Annotated in this window: 19 protein-coding genes and 1 pseudogene; 11 read left to right on the plus strand and 9 right to left on the minus strand. The window is 65.7% G+C overall.

Annotation, left to right across the window (positions count from 1 at the left end):
• Positions 1 to 89 precede the first annotated feature (89 nt).
• The 8 genes from MJ8_RS31095 to MJ8_RS31130 all read left to right on the plus strand — a co-directional run bounded on the left by MJ8_RS31095 (position 90) and on the right by MJ8_RS31130 (position 11,474).
• Positions 90 to 2,498 carry a glucan 1,4-alpha-glucosidase gene (locus tag MJ8_RS31095; protein WP_201412346.1) on the plus strand — a complete coding sequence of 803 codons (2,409 nt, stop codon included), beginning with the start codon at positions 90 to 92 and terminating at the stop codon, positions 2,496 to 2,498.
• A 56-nt stretch (positions 2,499 to 2,554) separates the two neighbouring features.
• Positions 2,555 to 3,565: a phosphogluconate dehydrogenase (NAD(+)-dependent, decarboxylating) gene (gnd, locus tag MJ8_RS31100; protein ID WP_201412347.1), complete on the plus strand. Its 1,011-nt coding sequence runs from the start codon at positions 2,555 to 2,557 to the stop codon at positions 3,563 to 3,565.
• Positions 3,566 to 3,579: 14 nt separating this feature from the next.
• Positions 3,580 to 4,956 (plus strand): glucose-6-phosphate dehydrogenase, encoded by a 1,377-nt coding sequence (gene zwf / locus MJ8_RS31105; RefSeq protein WP_201412348.1) that lies wholly within the window; start codon positions 3,580 to 3,582, stop codon positions 4,954 to 4,956.
• 16 nt (positions 4,957 to 4,972) lie between these two features.
• The gene (locus tag MJ8_RS31110) at positions 4,973 to 5,677 is read left to right on the plus strand and encodes an ROK family protein (protein ID WP_201412349.1); all 705 of its coding nucleotides are present in this window, start codon (positions 4,973 to 4,975) and stop codon (positions 5,675 to 5,677) included.
• Positions 5,678 to 5,883: 206 nt separating this feature from the next.
• A complete protein-coding gene (locus MJ8_RS31115) occupies positions 5,884 to 6,345 on the plus strand; it encodes a MucR family transcriptional regulator (protein WP_201412350.1) in 462 nt (153 codons plus the stop codon).
• Positions 6,346 to 6,455: 110 nt separating this feature from the next.
• Positions 6,456 to 7,556 (plus strand): aminotransferase class I/II-fold pyridoxal phosphate-dependent enzyme, encoded by a 1,101-nt coding sequence (locus tag MJ8_RS31120; RefSeq protein WP_201412351.1) that lies wholly within the window; start codon positions 6,456 to 6,458, stop codon positions 7,554 to 7,556.
• Positions 7,557 to 7,705: 149 nt separating this feature from the next.
• Positions 7,706 to 8,947, plus strand: coding sequence for an MFS transporter (locus MJ8_RS31125; protein ID WP_201415633.1), 1,242 nt, complete (start codon positions 7,706 to 7,708; stop codon positions 8,945 to 8,947).
• Between the two features lie 181 nt (positions 8,948 to 9,128).
• On the plus strand, positions 9,129 to 11,474 hold the full coding sequence (locus MJ8_RS31130) for an endonuclease/exonuclease/phosphatase family protein (RefSeq protein ID WP_201412352.1): 2,346 nt from the start codon (positions 9,129 to 9,131) through the stop codon (positions 11,472 to 11,474).
• Positions 11,475 to 11,533: 59 nt separating this feature from the next.
• Here the strand turns inward: MJ8_RS31130 and MJ8_RS31135 are convergent, their stop codons facing one another.
• A complete protein-coding gene (locus tag MJ8_RS31135; protein ID WP_201412353.1) occupies positions 11,534 to 11,797 on the minus strand; it encodes a hypothetical protein in 264 nt (87 codons plus the stop codon).
• 97 nt (positions 11,798 to 11,894) lie between these two features.
• On the opposite strand from MJ8_RS31135, the gene MJ8_RS31140 reads away from it, so the two are divergent.
• A complete protein-coding gene (locus MJ8_RS31140; protein WP_201412354.1) occupies positions 11,895 to 12,161 on the plus strand; it encodes a hypothetical protein in 267 nt (88 codons plus the stop codon).
• Between the two features lie 70 nt (positions 12,162 to 12,231).
• Here the strand turns inward: MJ8_RS31140 and MJ8_RS31145 are convergent, their stop codons facing one another.
• Genes MJ8_RS31145 through MJ8_RS31165 form a run of 5 tightly spaced genes read right to left on the minus strand, consistent with a single transcriptional unit; the run spans position 12,232 to position 17,500 of the window.
• Complete coding sequence (locus MJ8_RS31145; protein WP_201412355.1) at positions 12,232 to 13,338, minus strand: SAM-dependent methyltransferase; 1,107 nt, start codon at positions 13,336 to 13,338, stop codon at positions 12,232 to 12,234.
• 15 nt (positions 13,339 to 13,353) lie between these two features.
• A complete protein-coding gene (locus MJ8_RS31150; RefSeq protein WP_201412356.1) occupies positions 13,354 to 13,929 on the minus strand; it encodes a DUF3726 domain-containing protein in 576 nt (191 codons plus the stop codon).
• Positions 13,926 to 15,575: a hypothetical protein gene (locus MJ8_RS31155; RefSeq protein WP_201412357.1), complete on the minus strand. Its 1,650-nt coding sequence runs from the start codon at positions 15,573 to 15,575 to the stop codon at positions 13,926 to 13,928. Before MJ8_RS31155 ends, MJ8_RS31150 begins: the two co-directional genes overlap by 4 nt.
• Positions 15,572 to 16,576, minus strand: coding sequence for an Ldh family oxidoreductase (locus tag MJ8_RS31160; protein WP_201412358.1), 1,005 nt, complete (start codon positions 16,574 to 16,576; stop codon positions 15,572 to 15,574). Before MJ8_RS31160 ends, MJ8_RS31155 begins: the two co-directional genes overlap by 4 nt.
• A gap of 15 nt (positions 16,577 to 16,591) precedes the next feature.
• Positions 16,592 to 17,500 carry a LysR family transcriptional regulator gene (locus tag MJ8_RS31165; RefSeq protein WP_201412359.1) on the minus strand — a complete coding sequence of 303 codons (909 nt, stop codon included), beginning with the start codon at positions 17,498 to 17,500 and terminating at the stop codon, positions 16,592 to 16,594.
• A gap of 100 nt (positions 17,501 to 17,600) precedes the next feature.
• On the opposite strand from MJ8_RS31165, the pseudogene MJ8_RS31170 reads away from it, so the two are divergent.
• Positions 17,601 to 19,048, plus strand: a pseudogene (locus MJ8_RS31170) (aldehyde dehydrogenase family protein).
• Positions 19,045 to 20,043, plus strand: a complete 999-nt coding sequence (locus MJ8_RS31175) for a membrane dipeptidase (protein ID WP_201412360.1) — start codon at positions 19,045 to 19,047, stop codon at positions 20,041 to 20,043. Before MJ8_RS31170 ends, MJ8_RS31175 begins: the two are co-directional and overlap by 4 nt.
• A 29-nt stretch (positions 20,044 to 20,072) precedes the next feature.
• On the opposite strand, the gene MJ8_RS31180 is transcribed toward MJ8_RS31175, so the two are convergent.
• The 3 genes from MJ8_RS31180 to MJ8_RS31190 are packed head-to-tail and all read right to left on the minus strand — an operon-like array spanning position 20,073 to position 22,889.
• Complete coding sequence (locus tag MJ8_RS31180; RefSeq protein WP_201412361.1) at positions 20,073 to 20,789, minus strand: glutamine amidotransferase; 717 nt, start codon at positions 20,787 to 20,789, stop codon at positions 20,073 to 20,075.
• A gap of 18 nt (positions 20,790 to 20,807) precedes the next feature.
• Positions 20,808 to 21,287 carry a TerB family tellurite resistance protein gene (locus tag MJ8_RS31185; protein WP_201412362.1) on the minus strand — a complete coding sequence of 160 codons (480 nt, stop codon included), beginning with the start codon at positions 21,285 to 21,287 and terminating at the stop codon, positions 20,808 to 20,810.
• A gap of 33 nt (positions 21,288 to 21,320) precedes the next feature.
• Positions 21,321 to 22,889, minus strand: coding sequence for a heme biosynthesis protein HemY (locus MJ8_RS31190; RefSeq protein ID WP_201412363.1), 1,569 nt, complete (start codon positions 22,887 to 22,889; stop codon positions 21,321 to 21,323).
• Positions 22,890 to 22,894 lie beyond the last annotated feature (5 nt).

Here is a 22,894-nt window from a genome sequence, read left to right on the forward strand (position 1 = left end):
CAAAGCATTGGCACTGCCCGATCAACTTGCGGTTAGGCGATTGAAAAGACGGCGACTCCTGGTCTAGGAACGCGGCAGGAGGCCAATGCATGGCAGTGACGCCGACCGTTGCTAAAGGCGCGCCCGGAATCCCCGCGCGCTGGACGTCGAGCGCCAAGAGCGGCGTCGGAACCGCCCTTTCGGCAAAAAGCCCGCTCTGGTTCACCACCAGCCACGGCATCCTGAACGAGATCTATTATCCGCGCCTCGACAGCGCCTGCACGCGCGACCTGGGGCTGATCGTCACCGGTCCCGGCGGTTATTTTTCAGAAGAGAAGCGAGACGCGGCCCACACCGTCGAACCTTTCGAGGACGGAGTGCCCGGCTACCGGTTCAGCAACACCGCTTCCGATGGCGCCTACCTCATCGAAAAGCGTATCGTTACGGATTCGAAACGACCTGTCCTGCTGCAGGAGACCAGTTTCACCGCACTGAAAGGCAACGCCACCGACTATCGCGTCTACGCGCTGCTGGCGCCGCATCTCGTCAACGCCGGCATGGGCAACACGGCCTGGATCGGCGAGCATAAGGGGCAGCGCCTTCTCTTTGCCACCGGGCGTGGCGTTTCGCTGGCGCTCGCTTCGTCCTTGTCTTGGGGCGCCTGTTCGGCCGGCTATGTCGGCTTTTCCGACGGCTGGCAGCAACTGCACGACAGCGGGGCGCTCGATCCTTCCTGTTACACGGCCGAAAACGGCAATGTCGCGCTCACGGGCGAGATCGGCTTTTCGGCCGGCAGGACTGTTGCCCTGCTGGCGCTCGGCTTCGGCGCTTCGCCGGAGGAAGCCGCCGATCTCGCCCTTGCAAGCCTGAAACAGGGTTTCGAGCCGGCCGCGAAGACCTATGTCGACAACTGGCGGACATCCCAGGCAAGGCTGGAAAAGCTCGACCGCCGCACCGCCTCCGGTCTGAACTCTTATCGCGCCAGCGCGGCGGTGCTGGCGACGCATCTGTCGATCGCGAGGCCGGGCGCGGCAGTCGCCAGCCTGTCGATCCCGTGGGGCTTCAACAAGGGCGACGACGACCTCGGCGGCTATCACCTCGTCTGGCCGCGCGACCTCGTCGAGACGGCGGGCGGCTTTCTCGCCGCCGGCGACGGCAGGCAGGCGCTGCAGATCCTCACCTATCTGCGCTCGATCCAGCAGCCGGACGGCCACTGGCCGCAAAATTGCTGGTCCGACGGAACCGCTTACTGGCCCGGCATCCAGATGGACGAATGCGCCTTTCCGCTGCTGCTCGCCGATGCCCTGCGCCGTGCCGGCCATCTGCCGAAGCCGAAGCTCGCCGACTTCCTGGCCATGATCGAGAACGCGGCCGCCTATGTCGTGCGCAACGGCCCCGTGACCGGCGAGGACCGCTGGGAAGAAGATGCCGGCTATAGCCCGTTCACGCTCGCCGTGCAGATCGCGGGCCTGCTTGCCGCGGCCGACATGCTCGACGCCTGCGGCAAGAATGAGCCGGCAAACTATCTGCGCGAAACCGCCGACTGCTGGAACGACCAGATCGAGCGCTGGACCTATGTCACCGGCACGGAGGCAAGCGCCAAGGCGGGGATCGAGGGCTACTATGTCCGCATCGCCCCGCCCGACGACGGCGGCGCGGCCTCGCCGAAGGACGGCTTCGTGCCGATCAAGAACCGGCCGCCGGGCGACACCGACAGGCCGGCGGAAGCGATCATCAGCCCGGACGCCCTGGCGCTGGTCCGCTTCGGCCTCAGAGCCGCGGACGACCCGCGCATCCTGAACACGGTCAAGGCGATCGACGCCGAGTTGCGCTGCGACCTGCCGCAGGGGCCGCTCTGGTATCGCTACACCGGCGACGGCTATGGCGAGCACGAGGACGGCGCGCCTTTCGACGGCACCGGCCAAGGGCGGCCGTGGCCGCTGCTTGCCGGCGAGCGCGCCCATTACGAGCTGGCCGCCGGCCGCAGGGACAAGGCGGCGCAGCTGCTGGAGACGTTCGAACGCTCGGCCGGCGCGGGCGGCCTTCTGCCGGAGCAGGTCTGGGATCGCCCCGACATGCCGGGCCGCGAATTGCGATTGGGCGCCCCTTCGGGCAGCGCCATGCCGCTGGTCTGGGCGCATGCCGAGCACATCAAGCTGCTGCGCTCGCTGCGCGACGGGGTCGTCTTCGACCTGCCGCCGCAGGGCGTCGAACGCTACATCAAGGGCAAGACGGTCTCGCCGCTGCGGATCTGGCGCTTCAACAACAAGATCCGCTCCATTCCCGCGGGCAAGCTGCTGCGCGTCGAATTGTCGGCGCCCGGCGTCGTCCATTGGAGCAGCGACAAGTGGCTGACCGTGCAGGACAGCAGGACGGTCGAGAATGCGTTCGGCATCCATCTGGTGGATTTGCCCGTTAACCGCCTGCAGCCGGGAACCACCATCGTCTTCACTTTTTTCTGGCCCGAGGCGATGCGTTGGGAGAATGTCGACTTCAGCGTCGGCATCGACGCGTCATAAATCGACGCAACAGGGCCATTAGATTTCTTCTTTCCTCAAGCAATCGGGATGAAACCATGCAGATCGGAATGATGGGACTGGGCAGGATGGGCGCCAACATGGTGCGGCGCCTGATGCGCGACGGCCATGAATGCGTCGTCTACGACATCAATTCGGCAAGCGTCGCCGGCATGGTCAAGGACGGCGCCATCGGCGCGGCCTCGCTGGAGGAATTCGTCGGCAAGCTCGCCAAGCCGCGCTGCGCCTGGCTGATGCTGCCGGCCGCGATCACCGGCAGGATCGTCGATCAGGTCGCGGCGCTGATGGAGCCGGGCGACATCATCATCGACGGCGGCAATTCCTATTACCACGACGCCGTCGACCAGGCGGCGAAGCTTGCGGTCAAGGGCATCAACTTCGTCGATGTCGGCACCAGCGGCGGCGTCTGGGGCCTCGAGCGCGGCTATTGCCTGATGATCGGCGGCCCCGACGAGGCGGTGAAGCATCTCGATTCGGTCTTCGCCACGCTGGCGCCGGGCGCCGATGCGGGGGCCAATCCGCCCAAGGATGCCGGTACGGCGCCCTTCGGTTACCTCCATTGCGGCCCGAGCGGCGCCGGTCATTTCGTCAAGATGGTGCATAACGGCATCGAATACGGCGTCATGGCCGCCTATGCCGAAGGCATGAACATCCTGAAATCGGCCAATGCCGGCAAAAGGCAGCGCACTGCCGATGCCGAGACCAGTCCGCTCGAAAACCCGCAATACTACCAGTTCGACATCGACCTGCCCCAGGTCGCCGAGGTCTGGCGGCATGGCAGCGTCATCGGCTCCTGGTTGCTCGATCTCACCGCCGGCGCGCTGAAGAACGACCCGACGCTCGCCCAGTTCGGCGGCCGCGTCTCCGATTCCGGCGAGGGCCGCTGGACGTTGAAGGCGGCTATCGACACCGGCGTCCCTGCTCCGGTGCTGTCTTCGGCGCTGTTCGACCGCTTCTCCTCGCAGGGCGAATCGCAATTCGCCGACAAGCTCCTGTCCGCCATGCGCTATGCCTTCGGCGGCCATGTCGAGAAGAAGACCGGCGCGTGAGGGGAGAGCCAGCCATGAGCCAGGAGAGGTCCGACACGCTGGTGCTTTTCGGAGCCACCGGCGACCTTGCGCACAAGAAAATTTTCCCGGCGCTCTACCAGATGGTCGCCAAGGGCACGCTGACCGAGCCGGTGATCGGCGTCGCCTTCGAGCCCTGGGAGCTCCCCAAGCTGGTGGACCGTGCGCGCGACGGCATCGTCAATGCGCTGGGCGCTGTCGACGACAAGGTCTTTTCCAAGCTCGCCTCGCTGCTGCGCTATGTCAGCGGCGATTACCGTGACTCGGCGACCTTCGAGAAGTTGAAGACGGCGCTGGGTTCCGCCCAGCGACCGCTGCACTACATGGCCGTTCCCCCGACCATGTTCGAGACGGTCGTGCAAGGCCTGGAGCAGTCCGGCACCGCGCGCGGCGCGCGGCTGATGGTGGAAAAGCCTTTCGGCCACGACCTGCAGTCGGCGCGCTGGCTGAACCGGGTGCTGCATCTGGTGTTCGACGAGCAGTCGATCTTCCGCATCGACCACTATCTCGGCAAGGAAGCGATCCAAAACCTGCTCTATTTCCGCTTCGCCAACTCCTTCCTCGAGCCGATCTGGAACCGCAACTTCGTCGAGAGCGTGCAGATCACCATGGCCGAAGATTTCGGCGTCGAAGGGCGCGGCAAATTCTATGACGACGTCGGCTGCATCCGCGACGTCATCGAAAACCACCTGCTCAACATCCTTTTGCTGCTGGCCATGGAACCGCCGGTCGGCCGCTCGGCCGACGACCTGATCGACGAGAAGGTGCAGGTGCTGCGCGCGATCCGCACGCTGACCAAGGACGATGTCGTGCGCGGCCAATTCGACGGCTATCTGGCCGAGCCGGGAGTGCGGCCGAACTCGCCGGTCGAAACCTTCGCCGCGGTGCGCTTCTTCGTCGACACCTGGCGCTGGCAGGACGTGCCCTTCTTCATCCGCGCCGGCAAGAACATGCCGGTGCACGCCACCGAAGTGATCGTGCGGCTGAAGCGGCCACCGCTCGACGTCTTCGATCCGATCAAACCGGGCGACGCCAATTATGTGCGTTTCCGTATCGACCCGCAGGTGGCGATCTCGATCGGCGCGCAGCGCAAGGTGCCTGGCGACGACATGATCGGCGAGCAGGTGGAGCTGACCGCGCTGGACGACACCAAGGGCGACATGCCGCCTTATGAAAGGCTGATCGGCGACGCCATGAACGGCAACAGCCAGCTCTTCACGCGTCAGGACGCGGCCGAGCTTGCCTGGCGCATCGTCGGGCCGGTGCTCGGAGACACCACGGCGCCGGCGATCTATGCGCCCAAGACCTGGGGACCGGCCGACGCCATGCACGGCTTCGGCCCACCCGACGGCTGGATCAATCCGACCAAGTGACTTCCGGGAGGACAAAATGGCGAAGGCAGCAAAGAAGGCCTCGGCAAGCAGCGATCCGATCGTGCTCACCATCGATGTCGGCGGCTCGCATGTGAAGATCCTCACCAGCGCGGGCGGCGAGATGCGCCGCGTCGCGTCCGGACCGAGCCTGACGCCGGATCAGGTCGTCGCTTCGGTCAAGAAACTGGCCGAGGGCCTCGACTACGACGTCATCTCGATGGGCTATCCCGGCCCCGTACGCGACAACAAGCCCTCGCTCGATCCCTTCAATCTTGGCAAGGGCTGGAACGGCTATGATTTCACCGCCGCCTTCGGCAAGCCGGTCAAGCTCGTCAACGACGCGCTGATGCAGGCGATCGGCAGCTATGACGGCGAGCGCATGCTGTTCCTCGGCCTCGGCACGGGCCTGGGCGCTGCCATGATCATCAAGAATGTCGGACAGCCCATGGAGCTTGCCCATCTGCCCTACAAAAAGGGGGCGACTTTCGAAGATTATGTCGGCGAGCGCGGCCTGGTGAAGCACGGGAAGAAGAAATGGCGCAAATACGTTTTCGACGTCGTCGGCAGGCTTCGCGCCGCCTTGCAGCCGGACTATGTCGTGATCGGCGGCGGCAATGTCGACAAGCTCGATGAATTGCCTGAAAAATCCCGGCGCGGCGACAACACTCGCGCTTTCGAGGGTGGATTTCGTCTATGGCGCGACAGGGCTCTGATCATCTGATATTGTTACATTTCAGTATAATTGTTCAAAACAGCGTGTATTGACGCGACAAAACGTTGCGTCGCGCAGATTTGCCGACTAGGAATTCGCCGGCCTGCGGCCCCCGCGGCTTTTCAGAATTCGCCAACGCTCGCAGCGCTTTGATTTTTACACACCGCGAAAGCCGGATCGGTTTCGCGGCCTTGCGGCAGAAATGGAGGGACTACGTGGACGAGGACACCAGCACAGCCAAGGAAGTCGACCTGCTCGAGCTCACCGCTCATATCGTATCGGCATATGTCGCGAAAAACCGCCTGCCCGCTTCGGAGCTGGGCGGACTGATCGCCAGTGTCGCCTCATCGATCGGCGGGATCAGCCAGCCGGCGGAACCCGCGGCGCCCCCGCCGGTCCCCGCGGTCAACCCGCGGCGCTCGGTGACGCCGGATTACATCATCTGCCTCGAGGACGGGAAGAAGTTCAAATCGTTGAAGCGCCATATCGGCGTGCATTTCGGCCTGACGCCGGAAGCCTATCGCACCAAATGGGGCTTGCCGGTCGACTACCCGATGGTCGCTCCCAACTATGCGGCCTCGCGCTCGCAGCTCGCCAAGTCGATCGGCCTTGGCCGCAAGGCGGAACCGGAGCCGGCGAAGCCAGCCAAGGGCAGGAAGGCCAAGGCGCCCGCTTGAAATAGCGCGCCTGCACCAATGATTTGAGGAAGCCTGCCGAGGAATCGACCTTGGCAGGCTTCCTGCTTTTATGGCTTGGATAGGGCCAGAGACCGCTGGGGGAGACGGCCATGAACTACGCCAGGATGGTGATCGAGAAGGAAGCGCCGGAGGAATACGGCTACGACCGCATCCGCTACAACCTCTCCGAAAGCTCGATCGCCGACCAGAAACTTTCCGACATCGGTCTCGCGCTGCCTGACCTCACCCTGTTCTATGGCGAGCATCGCGGCGACAAGGAGTTGCGCGCGCTGATCGCCGCGCAGGACAAGGGCCTTTCCCCCGACGATGTCCTGGTGACCGCTGGCGCGGCAGGCGCGTTGTTCATCATCGCCACCGCGCTTTTGTCGGCCAGTGACCACCTCGTGGTCGTACGGCCGAACTACGCCACCAACATCGAGACCCCGAAAGCGATCGGCTGCGCCATCTCGTATGCCGATCTCGATTTCGACCAGGGCTTTGCCGTCGACATCGAACGCGTGAAGGCAGAGATCCGGCCAAACACCAGACTGATCAGCGTCACCTGCCCGCACAACCCGACCGGCACGATGATGACACGCGCCGAACTCGACGCGCTGGTCGCGCTTGCAGAGAGCCGCAAATGCCGCCTGCTGGTCGACGAGACCTATCGCGACCTCTCCTACGGCGAGCGCCTGCCGGCGGCGGCTTCGCTCAGTCCAAACGCGATCAGCGTCTGCTCGCTGTCCAAGGCCTTCGGCATTCCAGGCATCCGCATCGGCTGGCTGGCCACCCGCGATCCGCAACTGCAGGAAACCTTCCTCGCCGCCAAGGAACAGATCGGCATCTGCGGCAGCGTGATCGACGAGGCGATCGCCCGCGCCACGCTCGAACGCCGTGACGGCTTCCTGGCCTCGCTGCTGCCCGAGATGGCCAGGCGCCGCGACACCGTCCAGGCCTGGATCGACGGCGAGCCGCTGGTCGACTGGGTGCGGCCGCAAGGTGGCGTCGTCGGCTTTCCGCGGCTGAACGTCGATGCCGGCTTCGATCTCGACAAGTTCTACAGCAGGCTGCTCGAGGAGCACGGCACCTATGTCGGCCCCGGCCACTGGTTCGAGATGCCGAAGCGCTTCTTCCGCCTCGGCTTCGGCTGGCCGACGGAAGCGGAACTGCGCGGCGGGCTGGCGGCCGTCTCGGCCGCGCTGCGGAGCTGAGCCGCCATCCCGGGCAAAAATTCGATTTTCTTTGATCCGGCGCGGATTTTTTGCGCGCATGGCAAGACGAACTGGGCTAAAGGGTTGCGGCCGGACCAGCGCCCACCGTGGAAGTGCCCCGCCGGCCATTGTCGCAACGGGGCCCTCGAATCATGACAGCCGAAGCAACCTCACCCGACCAGCGCTACGCCGCGTTCCGGCACCGCCCGTTCCTCAGCTACTGGACGGCGCGTTTCCTCACGACTTTCGCCACCATGATCGTGTCGGTCGCCGTCGGCTGGCAGGTCTATGACCTGACCCGCGATCCGTTCGACCTCGGCATTGTCGGCATCGTCCAGTTCCTGCCCTCGCTGCTCCTGGTCCTGGTCACCGGCGTCGTCGCCGACCGCTTCGGCCGTCGGCTGATCATGACACTGGCCACGCTGATCGAGGCCGGCTGCGCGCTGGCGCTGCTGCTTCTGACGCTGCGCGGCCTGACCACCCCGCTGCCGATCTTCATCGTGCTGGTGATGTTCGGCATTGCGCGCGCCTTCTACGGCCCGGCTTCGTCGTCGCTCTTCGCCAATCTCGTGCCGCAGGAGGACTTCGCCAACGCGATCGCCTGGAACTCTTCCGCCTGGCAGACGGCGACCATCGTCGGCCCGGTCGCCGGCGGCCTGCTCTACGGCGTCTCGGCGGAAGTCGCCTACGCCACCGCAGCCATATTGATGCTCGCCGCCGCGCTGCTCGTCTTCACCATCCCGAAGCCTGCCCAGCAGACGGCCACCGACAAGCCGACGATGCAGACGCTGTTTGCCGGCTTCGGCTATATCTGGGGCGAGAAGATCGTGCTCGGCGCGATCTCGCTCGATCTCTTCGCCGTTTTGCTGTCGGGCGCCTCGGCGCTGCTGCCGGTTTATGCGCGCGACATCCTCGAGCTCGGCCCCTGGGGCCTCGGCCTGCTGCGTTCGGCGCCCGGCATCGGCGCCATCTGCGTTGCCGTCTGGCTCGCAGGCCATCCGATCCGCGATCATGCCGGCAAGATCATGCTGGGCTTCGTCGCCCTGTACGGCGCCTCGATAGTGCTGTTCGGCCTGTCAACCATCACCTGGTTGTCGATCGTGGCGCTTGCCCTGCTCGGCGCCACCGACATGTTCAGCGTCTATATCCGCGAGACGCTGATCCAGCTCTGGACGCCGGACGATGTGCGTGGCCGCGTCAACGCCGTCAACCAGGTCTTCGTCGGCGCCTCCAACGAGGTCGGCGAATTCCGCGCCGGCACCATGGCGGCGCTGATCGGCACCGTTCCCGCCGTGGTGATCGGCGGCATCGGCGCGATTGCGGTTGCAGGGTTGTGGGCCTACCTGTTCCCGGCGCTGCGGCAGGTGCGGCATCTCAACAGCCGCAATTGACAGAGTCCCGGATCCGAGCCGCTGGATCCGACTCGGTCGGTCCAGGGAGCTTCAGCCCAATCCAGATCGCCCGCCTGCCGAAGCTTTAACCTTGGGAAGCGTGAATGGCTTCACGGTTCGGGCGCTCCCGTTTGCTACTATTCGCCAGCCTGACGATGAGGCGACGATGGGGGCAATTGCCATGGTTCATTCCGGACGCTCGTTCTGGTCAGATCAGGGTTTGGCCAGGTTGATCATCCTGCTTGTCACGCTGATTGCCTCGCCGATCGGCGGCGCCAGGGCGCAGGAAGTCGAGACGGTTCGCGTCGCGACTTTCAATGCCTATCTGCTCTCGCCGATCTTCAAATGCGCCAATCCGAACTTTGCTGACTGTCTGGTGCAGATCCGGGGCCAGACCGAAAAGCAGGCCAGGCATCTGGCCGACACGATCCTGAAGGATACTGACCGCTTCGATATCATTGCCATCAACGAGGCATGGGATGAGGATGCCAAGCAGATCCTCATCGACAAGCTTTCACCAGTCTATCCGAACTATGTCCGGAAAATCGACGCCGCGCTTTTGAAGATTCGACCGCAGGCTCTTGTCGACGCCATCACCAGTCTCGATCCGGCGGCTGCGGTGGCGATCTATGGCGAGCCGGTCGAGAAGATCGACGGCGAGGACAGCGGCCTGATGTTGTTTGCCAAGAACGATTTCAAGTTCATGCCGCTGCCCGACGACAGCTTCAAATGGGGCAGGAACGACGGCGAGACACTGGATGCGGTGACTGACGAGGTCGGCTTCACCCTCTACGACCATTGCGGCGGTGTCGACTGCCTGTCGGGGAAGGGCGCGGCGATCGTGCGGCTGCTGCATTTGCCCTCGCAAAGCAACTACACGGTGGTTTTCACCCATATGCAGGCTGACTATTTCGACAAAAACCCGGCCGAGCTGCATGCCGACGCGCGCGATGCGCAGTTCGATCAGATCGAGAAGCTGATCGAGACGACGCTGTCGCCTCTGACGGCAGCGCAACGCAAGCGCGAGCGCGTGCTGGTGATGGGCGACCTGAACGTGCCGCTGTTCCACCAGCCGACGGGCGAGTGGGCGCGCCGCTTCGCCACCCCCGGCACATACTGGACATCCCAGCACTATGACAGCTGGGCGGTGACCAACCGTGCCGATCCCGGAATCTCCAACTACATCGATGGCGAGCGCTACGATTATATCCTCGCCGCACCGAAGCCCTATCTGAGCGGCGGCATCGAGGGACCGATCTGCGTTCAGCACGTGACCATCCCGACCGATTTCGTCGACCTCGAAAGCGACCACAATCTTCTGACGGCCGACCTCAACCTGGGCAATAATTTCTGCAGCCCGTCGATCGCCTATCCCGTCAATCTGGCGGCGAAAAAGGGGCCCGACGGCAAGCCGCAGGCCGAAGAGCTGATCGATTTCAGGAACGGCCAGGACGTCACCCAGATTCGCTATCCGGGTTCCATGCAATGGTTCCATGTCGTGCGTCAGGACGCGGGCAGCTATTCGATCGGCCCCGACAATCCGGACGTCGACATCGACATCTACCAGCCGTCCAACATGACGACGCCGATCTCCAGCTACTATGGCAGCACGAGGACCGTGCAGGACGGCGAACACATCTTCACCGTGCACACCTATTCGCTGCCCAAGGAATTCTTCATCCGCGTCACCGGCAAGGACCGCAAATGGCAGGGCAACTACGCGCTCCTGGTGCGCCGCCACACCTGCGCGACCAGGGAAGAGGCCTGCCCGCTGCAGCCGGGCGAGCCGCCGCAATTCGCCTCGCTGACCGAAGCCGGCAGCCTGCTCGGCAATCAGGACGAAGCCTGGTTCCGCTTCGACGTCGTCGGCCAGGCCGACAGCGGCGCCGACCAGACCGTGACGCTGACCGCTGATGGCCTACCCGATCCGAGCCGCTACAAGGCGACGCTGGAGGAATTCGACAACCCGCATGGCGGCGAGCCGCCGGTCGCGATCTCAGGCACCAGCCGCATCGTAACCGACGCCATGGGCGACGGAACGCATGGTTATCTCGTCATTCACCAGGCCGCTGCCGGAAGCCAGCCGGTGCGGGTGCGCGCCTCCATGCAGACCACGGTGCGCAATCTCGAGCTCAAGGCGCTGATTTGCGAGGACGAGACCAATCCCGAATTCGGCTCCGACGACATCTTCACGCAATTGTCGATCGACAGCCGCACTATCCGCTTCCCGGCTGGGGGCGAGGTCGAGTTCGACTGCGACGACTCCGCCGACCAGAAGGACTGGGCGACACGCTTCGGCAGCACGGACCTTACCTTTGTCGACCATGCCGGGATGAAGGTGTTCGAGCAGGACGACACCAGCCCCAACGATCCCAGCCATGCCAAGGAGTTCCCCAGCCTGCCGGCCGGTGCCAGCTCGATAGATGGCGTGCGCAACCCGCTGATCTGGAATTTCGAGGGCGGCCGATACCGGCTGAACTACGAGCTGACGATGAGAAGGAACGAACCAGCGGCGGCAGCGCCGTGATCCGGTTGATCCGGTCCTTTCCGGTGCCGGTGGTGGAGATCGGCTCTGCCTGCGGTCTCCTACTCGGAAAAGCTCACGCTGACGCCGCGCTGACGGAAATAGGCCTGCATCAGCTTGCGGCCGGCGCGGTTGTTCTGCACCAGCTTGGTCGGATCGAAGACAGCTTGCTTTTTTCCCTCTCGCGCCAACGCTGCCTTGAGCGCCGCGATATGCGCATCGATGTCGGCATTGTCCGCTCGGAGTGAGGCATAGATGTTTTCGGTCGCCTCGGCCAAGGTCAGTTCGCTCACGGGTGTAGTCCTTTGGTTGATCGGGCGGCGCATAACACAGATTCGTGGCCGCGCCGATACCATCCATTTGTTCCTCGCGTTTCGAGGGGACGGCTTCTATTTTGGTCGGGCCTAACAGGAGGGTTACGTTGTGAAGATACGCACGACGACGCACAATCATCCGGGAGAACCAGGCGTCATTCTGCTGGATCAGCCATTGGCGAACATGATCGTGGCGACCGACATTCGCGATGGCGCAACGACGCTGTTCGGAACCGTCGATCTCCAGGTGAACTATTCCGGCAAGTACGACATCAGAGTTGAACTGTCGCCGGACGAACTCACCCGCGTCTACCAGCTGCTGGTCAAAAATCTTCTCGGGAAAATCCAGGAGCTCACCGCCGAACCAGCGGCTTGAAACTGTTTAACCCGGGATTTCACATAAGCACCTGACACCGAGCCGCGCGAAGTTCGCGATGGCGGTATCCCTACTCTTTGACGATCTCCGTCACGCAGTGGACGTAGTCCATCCGATGGCCCTCGGGGGCCTGCGCGACATCGGCTTCGTAGGCGCCGTAGAGATCGTCGACGATTGCGGCACGGTCATTGGCGGGACGCGAGGGATCGAGCGCGTTCGCAAAGACGGTTTCCGACCAGGAGCGGAGCGTCGGCACATAGGCCTTGGCGAAATCCTGCGCACTGCCATGGACCCGGAAGGCCTCGGCATAGGGGCACGGCGTTACCATGGTGAAGATGTTCTCTAGTCTCAGCCCTGCCCGCGACACCGGCGAAGCGGGATCGCGGAAGGGCGCCGCGAACTCGTCCGGCGTCTTGTAGAATTGCTGGAACGTCGCGTCGACATATTCCGCCTCGCTGATCCGCCCCGCTGCAAGCAAATCGCGCCAATGGCGCGCGAAGCTGTCGAACATGTCGACCCCGGTCGTGTGCCCGAGATAGCGCCCTTCCTCGTCGACGCAGAAGTTGGCCAGCGCCAGCCGGCCGCCGGACCTCAGCTCACGGGCCCTCGCCAACAGGATCGTCTCCCAATCGCGCAGCGCCTGCGCGCGAAACTGCGCCCGCTCGGCCTCGGTCGCGCCGACCGCCTGGACATGATCGGCGATCATGCAGGGCCGCTTGCTGATCCAGTGCATCGCCGTGGCGGAAAAGCCGAACGACAGCGAATTGTCCGGCAGGATCTGGCGGTAGAAACTGGTGCCGCTGCCGAAGATGTAGAGCCCGGGCGTTTCGGCCAGCGGAATGTCCGTCGAGTTCCCGAGCAGTCCCTGGCTCAACCGGAACAGGGTCGAGAAATCATTATGGGGCAGGTCGGTATAGGTGATCGAGATCGTACGGTCCGGTTCCCTCTCTCGAACGGCGCCGACCAGCCGCCGCATCATGTCCATCGAGGTGCCGCCGTCGGCGGCGCCGAAATCGGCGACGGCGAATGGCTGGCCATCGGCCAGTCGGGGCATCCCGGCGACCGCCTTGACGACGAGATCGCCGACCTTGTCGATGACGTATTTGGCGCCGACGGTGTTGGCCGAGTAGTAGCCCGCCCCACGCATGGCGATCTTCTGGCCCTCGGCTGCGCTCATTTTGTTCTCCCCTTCTTATTCATCGTCCACCCGGCCGCCCCCTGCGCCGCGCATGCGCGATCGCTCGCTTTCAGGCACATAGGTTCTGGCGGCGAAGCAATTGAGCGCCGCAAGCGTCCGCTCGTCGATCGCGCCGCGCCGGCCCGTGATCGGCTGCCCGATTTCTGCGCGGAGCTCGACGACGACATCGGCGCGCATCGCCGGACCTATAGGCCGCACTACCATGGCCGAGCGGCGCAGCATGGCGTCGAGCCAGATGGGCAGACCGACATTGCTGATCGCCAGCGGCAGCGCGCTCGCCGGAAGCGGATCGTCGAGCAGCAAGGCCGCCGTTCGGATCGGACAGAGCGGCGTTTGGGCAGGTTTGTCGGCCTCGCCTCTTCGCCAGCCCGCTGCCCGAGCAGGATCGGGCGGGTCGAGGGATTGCGCGTTTTCGGCGAGGCTCAGCATGGCTATGCCCCAATTGTCGTCCTCGACGGCGATCCGGCGCGCGGCGCGGCCGATATCCTCGGCCAGTCCCCATGAAAATCCGGCGCCTCGGGCCGCCTTGGCGCTCAGCGTTTCCACCTCGTTGAGGGACAGGTCGATCATGCGGCCTCTCCCGCCATCGTGGCGACATCCTCGATCAGCGGCTCGCCGCTGAACAGCGCGATGCGCAGCCAGCGGTCCGAGCGCGGATCGAAGCTGCGCGCGCCGAAGAAGGCCAGCTTGGCGCGCAATATGTCGACGGGCCGCAACTCGGCGCCGATCAGATTGTCGTGGATCTCGGCATAGGGGAATTTCGCCACGATTTGCGCGCGCCGCACCGCATGGCGCCATTCGGGCCGGCGCAGCAGGAAGTCCGCGACACGGGCCGAGGCCGGCTCCTGCGCCAGCGCGGCCGCCAGGCTGAGCGCGTCGCGCGCGGTGGCCAAAGGTTGTTCGAACTCGGCGCCGTCTTCCTCGAACCGCTCGCCGAGCCGGGGCTCGAGCTTCTCCGCCGACACATACCAGAAGCGCGCGTTGGCGGCCGGATCGGCGAAGTCGACTTTTTCCGCCCAGGAATAGCTGTCGAGGAGCGCCCGGCGAAGCGAAGCGCAACTCATGCTGCCGTCGATGGCATGGCCAGGCGTCTCGTCGGCTTTCATCATGTCGCCGAGCTCGTCGACCAGCGCCCCGTGCGGCTCGAGGATCAACGAGACGCAGGCCTCCTGCCCTTCCAGGGAGAAGTGCTCTTCCGCGAAGCGGTAGAGCGCATCCCAGGGCTGCGGTTTCGCCAGAAGCCGGTCGAGGTTTTCGGACAGTCTATCGAGATCGGTGGCCAAGGACCGGGTCGCGGCGGCCTGACGGTCGTCGTCGCTGTGCCAGCGGGCGACGCGCTGCCGTAGATCGGCGAGCGCTTTCAAGAAAGCGTCCCGTTCCGTCGCGCCGGTATGCTCTTCGGCGCGCACCCGCGCCAGCGCTGTTTCGCGCGCCAGGAACCAGCTATGCGTAAGCAGAGGGTGGCGCACGAGAAAGGGCGCCATGCCGAGTCCGGTCGCGTTGCCCACGCCGAGCGCCCGGCGCAATTGCGGCGCCAGCCTTGCCGCGCCGGCCGGGTTGCGGCGACGCGCGATATGATCGACAAGGTCGAGCGTGAAGGACCGGATCAGCCAGACGGTGAGCATCTCGGCCTGGAAGGATCCGGCAAGCTCCGGCCGTGTCGCGATCTCGTCGCGGTCGGCGATGCCGAACTTGCCGTTGCCGTAAACGGCCGTGGTGCGCAGCAGATAGCCGACGCCGAGAAGTTGCTCCTCGTCCGGCTGTTCTCCCCGCGCCAGCGCCGACGCCACGTCCTCGAACAGTCGCACGCTCTTGTTGGCGCGCGCCAGCACCAGCTCGCTCCTGGTGTAGCGGCTCGCCTCCTGCAGCGGCGCATTTGCCTCCAGCCGCTCGATTTCGGCGGCGTCCGGCAATCCGTCGTAAAGCACGTAGCTCGTGTCCCAGGCCTGCGCGATCACCCGGTCGGACCGCTTTTCGTCGTCGAGCGGGGTCGAGAAGGCAACCAGACTGTAGGTCCTTGCCGGCGTCTCGACGGCATAGACCGCACGCCCGAACCCGTTGTCGTCGAGGTCGAACAGGTGCTTGCGGACGCGCCATTTCTCCCTGGTGGCGCGGCGGATCAACTGGCGCAGGAAGCTGAGCCGCGTCGGATGCGCCGCGCCCAGCCGCTCAAGGCGCATGACCACCTCCGGCGGGCGCAGCGCGATCGCCGTCATGCGGCGGTCCCGGCCAGCTTTTCGAGCGTGGCGAGCGTCTCGGCCGCGACGTCGATACCGTCCCTGGTGTTGTGTTCGCGCGCGCCGAAGCGCCTTGTGCCGGGAAGCCTCGCCTCGCCGGTGAAGGCGCCAGCGACGGTTTCCAGATTGCCCGCGAACGCGCCGCCCGACGTCGCATCGGGCGAGATTGCCAGGAAGAACTGCCCGGTTCCCGGCGGGCCACCGGCCGTGCCGGAGAAGGGGCTGGCGACAAGCCCGGGATTGGCTCCCGTCAGGCATGCGGCGAAGATCTCCACCAAGAGCGCGGAACCGACGCCCTTGTAGCCGCCCGCCGGCGCCATCGTGCCCTTCAACGCCTCGCCGGCATCGGTGGTCGTCCCCCCGCTTGCGTCGAAAGCCCAGCCGGGTGGGATCGGCTCGCCGACGCGGGCGCGCTTGATGACCTCGCTCTTGGCGACGACGCTGGCGCTCTGGTCGATGACGAAGCGCGCGCCGCCTTGTCCGTCCGGAACCGCAAGCGACCAGGGATTGGTGCCCAGCGCCGCCTTGCGGCCGCCCCACGGCGCGATCGAGGCTGGCGCGTTGGTGAAGCCCAGACCGACCAGGCCGGCTTGGGCGATCCGTTCGGTGTGGTAGCCGAGCGCGCCGCAATTGTAGGAGTTGCGGATGGCGAGCGCGGCCACGCCCTGCGCGTGCGCCGCCTCGACCAGCGCCGGCAGGCCGACGGCGATTGCCACATGCGCGAAGCCGTTGGCGGCATCGACGGCGACGACCGCCGGAGCCGGCCGCGTCAGGCGCGGTTCGGCCTGCCCCAGCACCTTGCCGCAGGTCAGATGCTCGCAATAGGTCGGCAAATACATCAGCCCGTGCGACTTCAACCCGTCGCGTTCGGCGGCCGCGATGCCGGCGGCCAGCGCCCCGGCCTGCCGCTCGCTTGCGCCATGGCGCATCAGCGCGGCGCGGGCGAGCGTTTCGATGCGGGCTTGCGTCAGGCGTGTCATAGCCTCACCCACCGATCATGCCGCCGCATAGCCGAACTCCTCTTCGCTCGCCCGCGTCTGCAGGCGGATGCATTCGATGAAGCGCAGCGACGCCGGCTGAAGGTTACGGCCCTCCTTGGCGATCCAGCCGACGGTGCGGCTCGAACGCGGATCGGCAAGCGGCACGAAGCGAACGTCGTGGCTCGATTTCCAGCGGCAGAGCCGGGGCAGGATGGTGACGCCGAGCCCGGCCTCCACCATCGCCAGGTTGGAGCTCACATTGGTCGCGGTGAGCTTGGAGCCGGCGGCAAGCGCTTCGGTTTCGGCCAGTCCGAGTGCCGCGGCCGCGCCGTTGCGGATGAAGCTCTCGCCGTCGAGCTCACCCCATTTCAACGGGCGCTTCGATCCTGCCAGGGGATGGTCGGCCGGGCAGACGAAATCGAGCGGCTCATGGAACAGCGGCTCGAAGCTGAGTTGCGGCCGCCTGGTGGCGAGCACGCAGAGGCCCACCTCCACCATGCCGTTCTCAACCGCCTCGACGATGGCGCTGGAATCGCTGTCGCGGACGTGGATGTCGAACCGGCTGCCCTCGGCACGAAGCTGGGCGATCGCGCGCGGCAGCAATGTCACCGCGACCGAAGGCACGCTGGCCACGTCGCAGCGGCCTTGCCGGTCCGCCGCGTAGCTGGTCATCGCCAGGCAGGCGCGATCGTAATGCGCGATCATGGCGCGCGCCTCGTCGAGCACGATGCGGCCGACCGGCGAAAGCGCGCCCTTGCGCTCGCTTTCGAACAGCGGCGCGCCGATATCGTCCTCCAGCTGCTTCAGGGTCATCGACACGGCCGACGGCGTGCGGCCGATCTGGTCCGCCGCGGCGCGCACGCCTCCGGTCTCGCAGACCGCGACGAAGCTGCGCATGCCGGTCAGGCTGATGGTTTTGGTCACTGTTAAGCTTGCCTGAACATTTACGCCAAAAATTGAGCTTGATTGAAGTTCACAGCATTGGTTAGGTCGTTGTCAACCGAATTGATGCAGGTCGAACACGATGCTGAGCGGTCAGAACTTCGTTGCAGGTGAATGGCGCGATGGTGCCGACTGGGTCGAGGATATCAATCCATCCGACGTGACCGACGTTGTCGGGCGTTTCTCCCAGGCGCGGCCGTCCGACATCCATGACGCCGCCGCTGCGGCGCAAGGCGCCCAGCGGGAATGGGCGGCGGCAGGCCTCGAAGCGCGAGCCACCGTTCTCGACGCCATCGGGCGCGAGTTGATGGCGCGCTCGAAGGAGCTTGGCGAGCTTTTGTCGCGCGAGGAGGGCAAGACCCTCCCCGAGGGCGTCGGCGAAGTCTATCGCGCCGGCCAGTTCTTCACCTATTTCGCCGCCGAGGCGCTGCGCAATCTGGGCGCCTCGGCCGACTCGGTCAGGGCGGGCGTTGACGTGCTGGTCGAGCGCGAGCCGCTCGGCGTCGTCGCGATCATCTCGCCCTGGAATTTCCCCATCGCCACGGCGTCCTGGAAGATCGCGCCGGCGCTGGCCTTCGGCAATGCCGTCATCTGGAAGCCGGCCAGCGTCACGCCGGCCAGTGCCTGGGCGCTCACCGAGATCATCAGCCGGCAGGCGATCCCGAAAGGCCTGTTCAACCTGGTGATGGGATCGGGCTCGACGATCGGCCGCGAGCTTGCCGCCAAGGCCGACATACAAGGGTTGAGCTCACCGGCTCGGGCGCCGTCGGCTCCGGCATCGCCGCGCTCGCCGCCGCGCGCTTCGTGAAGCTGCAGCTCGAAATGGGGTCGAAGAATCCGTTCGTGATCATGGACGACGCCGACCTCGAGCGCGCCGTCGACCTTGCGGTGAACGGCGCCTTCGGCGGCACCGGTCAGAAATGCACGGCCTCGTCCCGCCTGATCGTCCACCGGCCGGTGCATGACGCCTTCGTCGAGAAGCTGCTGGCGAAAACCAGGGCCCTGAAGGTCGGCCATGCACTCGAGGCCGGCGTCCAGATGGGGCCGGTCGTCAGCGCCGAGCAGCTCTCGGCCAATCTCGATTATGTGGCGCTCGGCATCAGCGAGGGCGCCGAGCTTGCGACCGGCGGCGAGGCGCTCGATCTGGCGCATCGCGGCCACTACATGGCGCCCGCCATATTCCTCAACGGGCGCTCGCGCATGCGCATCAACCAGGAGGAGATGTTCGCACCGATCACCTGCGTCATTCCAGCCGACGATCTCGACGAGGCGATCTTCCTTGCCAACGACACGCCCTATGGGCTGACGGCAGGCATCGCCACGCGCTCGCTGGCGCGCGCCACGAAGTTCCGCCACGCCTCGCGTTCCGGCTGCGTCATGGTCAACCTGGCGACCGCCGGCACCGACTATCATGTGCCGTTCGGCGGCGTTCGTGCCTCGAGCTACGGCCCGCGCGAGCAGGGCCGTTCGGCGGTCGAGTTCTACACGCAGGTCAAGACATCCTACATCCACGCGGGTGCGCCCGAATGACCCCCGACGCGCCGCAGGTGCTCATCGACGGGCTGCAATACTGCAACTGGTCGCGCGCGATTTTCGAGGAGATGCGCCGGGGCGGGCTGACCGCGGTCCACGCCACGGTGGGCTATCACGAGGGCTTTCGCGAGACCGTGCGCCACCTGGTCGATTGGCGCACTTGGCTTCGCGATAATCAGGACCTGATCCTCCTGGCGCGCAATGCCGGCGACATCGAGCGGGCGCGGGCCACGAACCGCACGGCCATCTTTCTCGGCTTGCAGAACCCGATGCCGATCGAGGACGACATCGGCCTGATCGAGATGCTTTTCGATCTCGGCATCCGCTTCATGCAGCTCACCTATAACAACCAGTCGCTGCTCGGCTGCGGCTGGATGGAAAAGGAGGACAGCGGCCTGACGCGAATGGGGCGCGAGGCCATCGCCGAGATGAACCGGCTCGGCATGATCATCGACCTGTCGCATGCCGGCGAGCGGACCGCGCTGGAAACGATCGCGCTCTCAGAGCGGCCGGTGGTCGTCAGCCACGCCAATCCACGCTGGCTGCGCGACAGCAACCGCAATGTTTCCAAGACCCTCTTGCAGGCATTGCGCGCAAAGGAGGGGTTGCTCGGCCTGTCGCTCTACCCGCTGCACCTTCCGGACGGCTCGGACACCACGCTGGAGCAGTTCGGAAAAATGGCTGCGGAAGCGGCCGGGATCATGGGACCTGACCATCTCGGCATCGGCTCGGATCTCTGCCAGGACCAGCCCGACAGCGTGGTGCGCTGGATGCGCGAGGGCCGCTGGACCCGCGATGTCGAGGCGACCGCGAGCTTTCCCGCCCAGCCGTCCTGGTTCAGATCGAACCTCGATTTCCCGAAATTGGCGCAAGGCCTTTCCTCGGCCGGATTCGGTGCGGCCGAGACCGCGCTTGTTCTTGGCGGCGCCTGGCACCGCTTCCTCAAGGCCAGCCTGCCTTCCGCCCGGGATTCGCAGCCAACGAGCCGATAGGCGCAAGCTCGTCCACTCAGGGCTATCGACTATTCCACAGCCGGCCTGCCGAAAATCAGACCCAGAAACTCGCCCAGCCAGCGCTTGAGATGCATGTCCCAGATCAGCCGGCCGCCGAGATGGTCGCGGCCGGGCTGCGCGCCGGGCAATTCGAAGCGATGCGCGCCGCGCACTACCCAGCGATGCATCATGATGCGTGTCAGCTCGCCGTGGAACTGGATGCCCCAGGCATTCTCGCCGTAACGAAACGCCTGGTTGGGATAGGTTTCCGCGGTCGCCAGCAGCGTCGCTTCCTTGGGCAGCGAGAAGCCCTCGCGGTGGAACTGGTAGACCATCTCCGGCCAGTGCAGCAGTTTCTTGCCGGCCTCGGTCGCCTTCAGCGGATACCAGCCGATCTCGACCAGGCCCTCGCCATGACCCTCGACCTTGCCGCCGAGATGGTTGGCCAGCATCTGCGCGCCGAGGCAGATGCCAAGGAACGGCCGGTTCTCCTTGAGCGGGATTTCCAGCCAGTCGGTCTCGCGGCGGACGAACTCGTCCTCGTCATTGGCGCTCATCGGACCGCCGAACACCACCGCGCCCGCATGATCGTCAAGCGTGCAGGGCAGCTCGTCGCCGAGCGGCGGCCGGCGGATATCGAGGTCGAAGCCTTCTTCCAGGAGCATATGGCCGACGCGGCCGGGGCTCGAAGTCTCCTGATGCAGCACGATCAGGATCTTTGGTCTCGGCCTCGGTCTGGGTGGCATGGAAGGCGAAGGGTCCCGTTATTCGTCGCTCGGCTTGCCCTTGGCGCCAGGCGCCTCGGCCGCCGCCTTCCGGCGCGCCTCGATGCGGTCGCGGCGCTCGACGCCGATCAATTCGGCGACCCGCCAGACCGTGTTGTCCTCGAGCTCGTGCAATTCGCCGTCGGCATAGACGATTTCCCACATCAGGCCGATGAAGGCCTTGCGCGCCTCGGCATCGAGATCGCGCTTCAAGACGCTGGTGAAGGCGTAGAGGTCGATCGCCTCATTGTCGGCGCGCTCGCCGGCCGCCGCAAGCGCATCGAGCTCCTCGCCGCTCACCGAGTAGGTCTCGGCCAGGATCTGCTTGAAGCGTTCCCATTCGACGTCCTGGCGCACGCCGTCGGCGTTCATCACGTGGTAGAGCAGCGCGGAAGCCGCGACGCGCGGATCGTCGGCGCTCGGCCTGGCTTCGCCGCCGGCCGGCAGATCCCTCAGGAAGGCCAATACACGCTCGAACATCGATACCTTTTCCCTGCCCGCCAAAGCCTTGCCTCAGAACAAACGAAACCGGCGCGGCGATTTTTCCGCTTCTTCTTCCGGCGCGATACCCGGATCGTCCGGCAGGGGCGGCAGCTCCGAATCCCGCCCGCCGGTTTCGGGCTCGCTGACGGCGTCCGCAACGGCCGCGACCTTCTCGCCACCATTCGCTGACGCGGGCTTATCGACGGGCGCGTCGGCAACGATGTCGATCGCCTTTTCGGCAGCTGCGGCGGCGGGCGCAGCCGTGATCGCCGGCACCGCGACATCGGCCTCGCTGTCTATCAGCTGGCCGAGGCGCTCCATCGGCGCGCGCCAGGTGAAGGCGTCGAGCTTGCCGGTGACCGGCGACACCGGCGCCCAGCGCTCGGAGATGACGCCGTCCGCCACCCAGGCCGGATCGCGCGGCGCGCGCACCGCTTTCGACAGCAGCTGCCTGACCTTGCCCTGATCGCCGGTCTCGGCCTCCTCGATATCGGCGAGCAGGAGATAGGCGCCCTCGCGGCGATCCATGCGTATCGCCGCCTCCGCCTCGCGCCGCGCGGTGGCGAAATCCTGCGCGTCGAGCGCCGCGCGCGCCACCGCCATCGACGACTCGGGATGATTCCTCTTCAATTCCTGAAGCTTCTTCGCCCGGTTGAGGCGGTCGAGCACGGCGTCGCCCGGCCTGGCATGGGTGTAGAGCTCGGCGATATCGGGATGCGGCTCGGCCTTCCAGGCAGCCTCCAGAATCTTGGAGCCTTTGCGCACGTCGTTTTGCCGGATAACCAGATCGGCGGCAATCACTGCGGCCGGCGCGAAATCGGGCGCCAGCTTGTTGGCTTCGAGCGCCGCGGTGCGGGCCGCGTTCGGATCGCTGTCGACCAGCGCCTGCGCCTTGGCCGTCAGCAGCACGGCGCGCCGGCGGTTGGCCACGTCGCGCTCGATCTGCCTGGTCGATTTCTGCGCATCGACCAGCTTCAGCGCGCCATCCCAGTCGCCGCGTTCGGTCAGTTCCTCGAGCGTCGATTCCGCCGCCCAGGCGAGCTGCGGCGCAACCGCCGCCGCGCGGCCGGCATAGTGGCGCGCGGCATTGCGGTCGCCGAGCCGCTCGGCCTCCAGATAGAGCCCCCGCAGGCCGAGCAGCCGCATCTCGGGATCGTCGAGCATGCGCTCGAACTTTTCGCGCGCGCCTTCATGGTCGCCTTCGAGCAGCGACGCCTGCGCGTCGAGGAGGTTGATCAGCGGCTCCTGGTCGGAGTTGATCAGCTTGGCGGCTTCCTTGGTCTTCTTGCGCGCCAGCGCGCCGTCGCCGGCGCCGGCGGCGATCATGCCGGTCGACAGCGCTTGGTAGCCGCGGTCGCGGCGGCGCACCCGGAAATAGCGCGAGATCGTGTAAGGGCTGTTCCACAGTGACTTGATCAGCCACCAGACGATCATCACCGCGGCGACCACGGCGACGATCGCCACTGCCGCCACCATCAGCGTGACCTGGTACTGGTAACCGTTGAAGGTGACGATCATGTCGCCCGGACGGTCGGCCAGCCAGGCAAAGCCCAGCCCCAGCGCGAAGACGACGGCGAGGAAGACAAGGAGGCGGATCATCTTGT

Origin of the sequence: Mesorhizobium sp. J8 (assembly GCF_016591715.1) — a bacterium.
In the GTDB taxonomy this organism is placed as follows: domain Bacteria; phylum Pseudomonadota; class Alphaproteobacteria; order Rhizobiales; family Rhizobiaceae; genus Mesorhizobium.

Excerpts from the sequence above, each read along its gene's own strand:
- MJ8_RS31095 (WP_201412346.1), top strand. The coding sequence starts at position 90 with ATGGCAGTGACGCCGACCGTTGCTAAAGGCGCGCCCGGAATCCCCGCG.
- gnd (WP_201412347.1), top strand. The coding sequence starts at position 2,555 with ATGCAGATCGGAATGATGGGACTGGGCAGGATGGGCGCCAACATGGTG.
- zwf (WP_201412348.1), top strand. The coding sequence starts at position 3,580 with ATGAGCCAGGAGAGGTCCGACACGCTGGTGCTTTTCGGAGCCACCGGC.
- MJ8_RS31110 (WP_201412349.1), top strand. The coding sequence starts at position 4,973 with ATGGCGAAGGCAGCAAAGAAGGCCTCGGCAAGCAGCGATCCGATCGTG.
- MJ8_RS31120 (WP_201412351.1), top strand. The coding sequence starts at position 6,456 with ATGAACTACGCCAGGATGGTGATCGAGAAGGAAGCGCCGGAGGAATAC.
- MJ8_RS31130 (WP_201412352.1), top strand. The coding sequence starts at position 9,129 with ATGGTTCATTCCGGACGCTCGTTCTGGTCAGATCAGGGTTTGGCCAGG.
- MJ8_RS31135 (WP_201412353.1), bottom strand. The coding sequence starts at position 11,797 with ATGCGCCGCCCGATCAACCAAAGGACTACACCCGTGAGCGAACTGACC.
- MJ8_RS31145 (WP_201412355.1), bottom strand. The coding sequence starts at position 13,338 with ATGAGCGCAGCCGAGGGCCAGAAGATCGCCATGCGTGGGGCGGGCTAC.
- MJ8_RS31150 (WP_201412356.1), bottom strand. The coding sequence starts at position 13,929 with ATGATCGACCTGTCCCTCAACGAGGTGGAAACGCTGAGCGCCAAGGCG.
- MJ8_RS31155 (WP_201412357.1), bottom strand. The coding sequence starts at position 15,575 with ATGACGGCGATCGCGCTGCGCCCGCCGGAGGTGGTCATGCGCCTTGAG.
- MJ8_RS31160 (WP_201412358.1), bottom strand. The coding sequence starts at position 16,576 with ATGACACGCCTGACGCAAGCCCGCATCGAAACGCTCGCCCGCGCCGCG.
- MJ8_RS31175 (WP_201412360.1), top strand. The coding sequence starts at position 19,045 with ATGACCCCCGACGCGCCGCAGGTGCTCATCGACGGGCTGCAATACTGC.
- MJ8_RS31180 (WP_201412361.1), bottom strand. The coding sequence starts at position 20,789 with ATGCCACCCAGACCGAGGCCGAGACCAAAGATCCTGATCGTGCTGCAT.
- MJ8_RS31185 (WP_201412362.1), bottom strand. The coding sequence starts at position 21,287 with ATGTTCGAGCGTGTATTGGCCTTCCTGAGGGATCTGCCGGCCGGCGGC.
- MJ8_RS31190 (WP_201412363.1), bottom strand. The coding sequence starts at position 22,889 with ATGATCCGCCTCCTTGTCTTCCTCGCCGTCGTCTTCGCGCTGGGGCTG.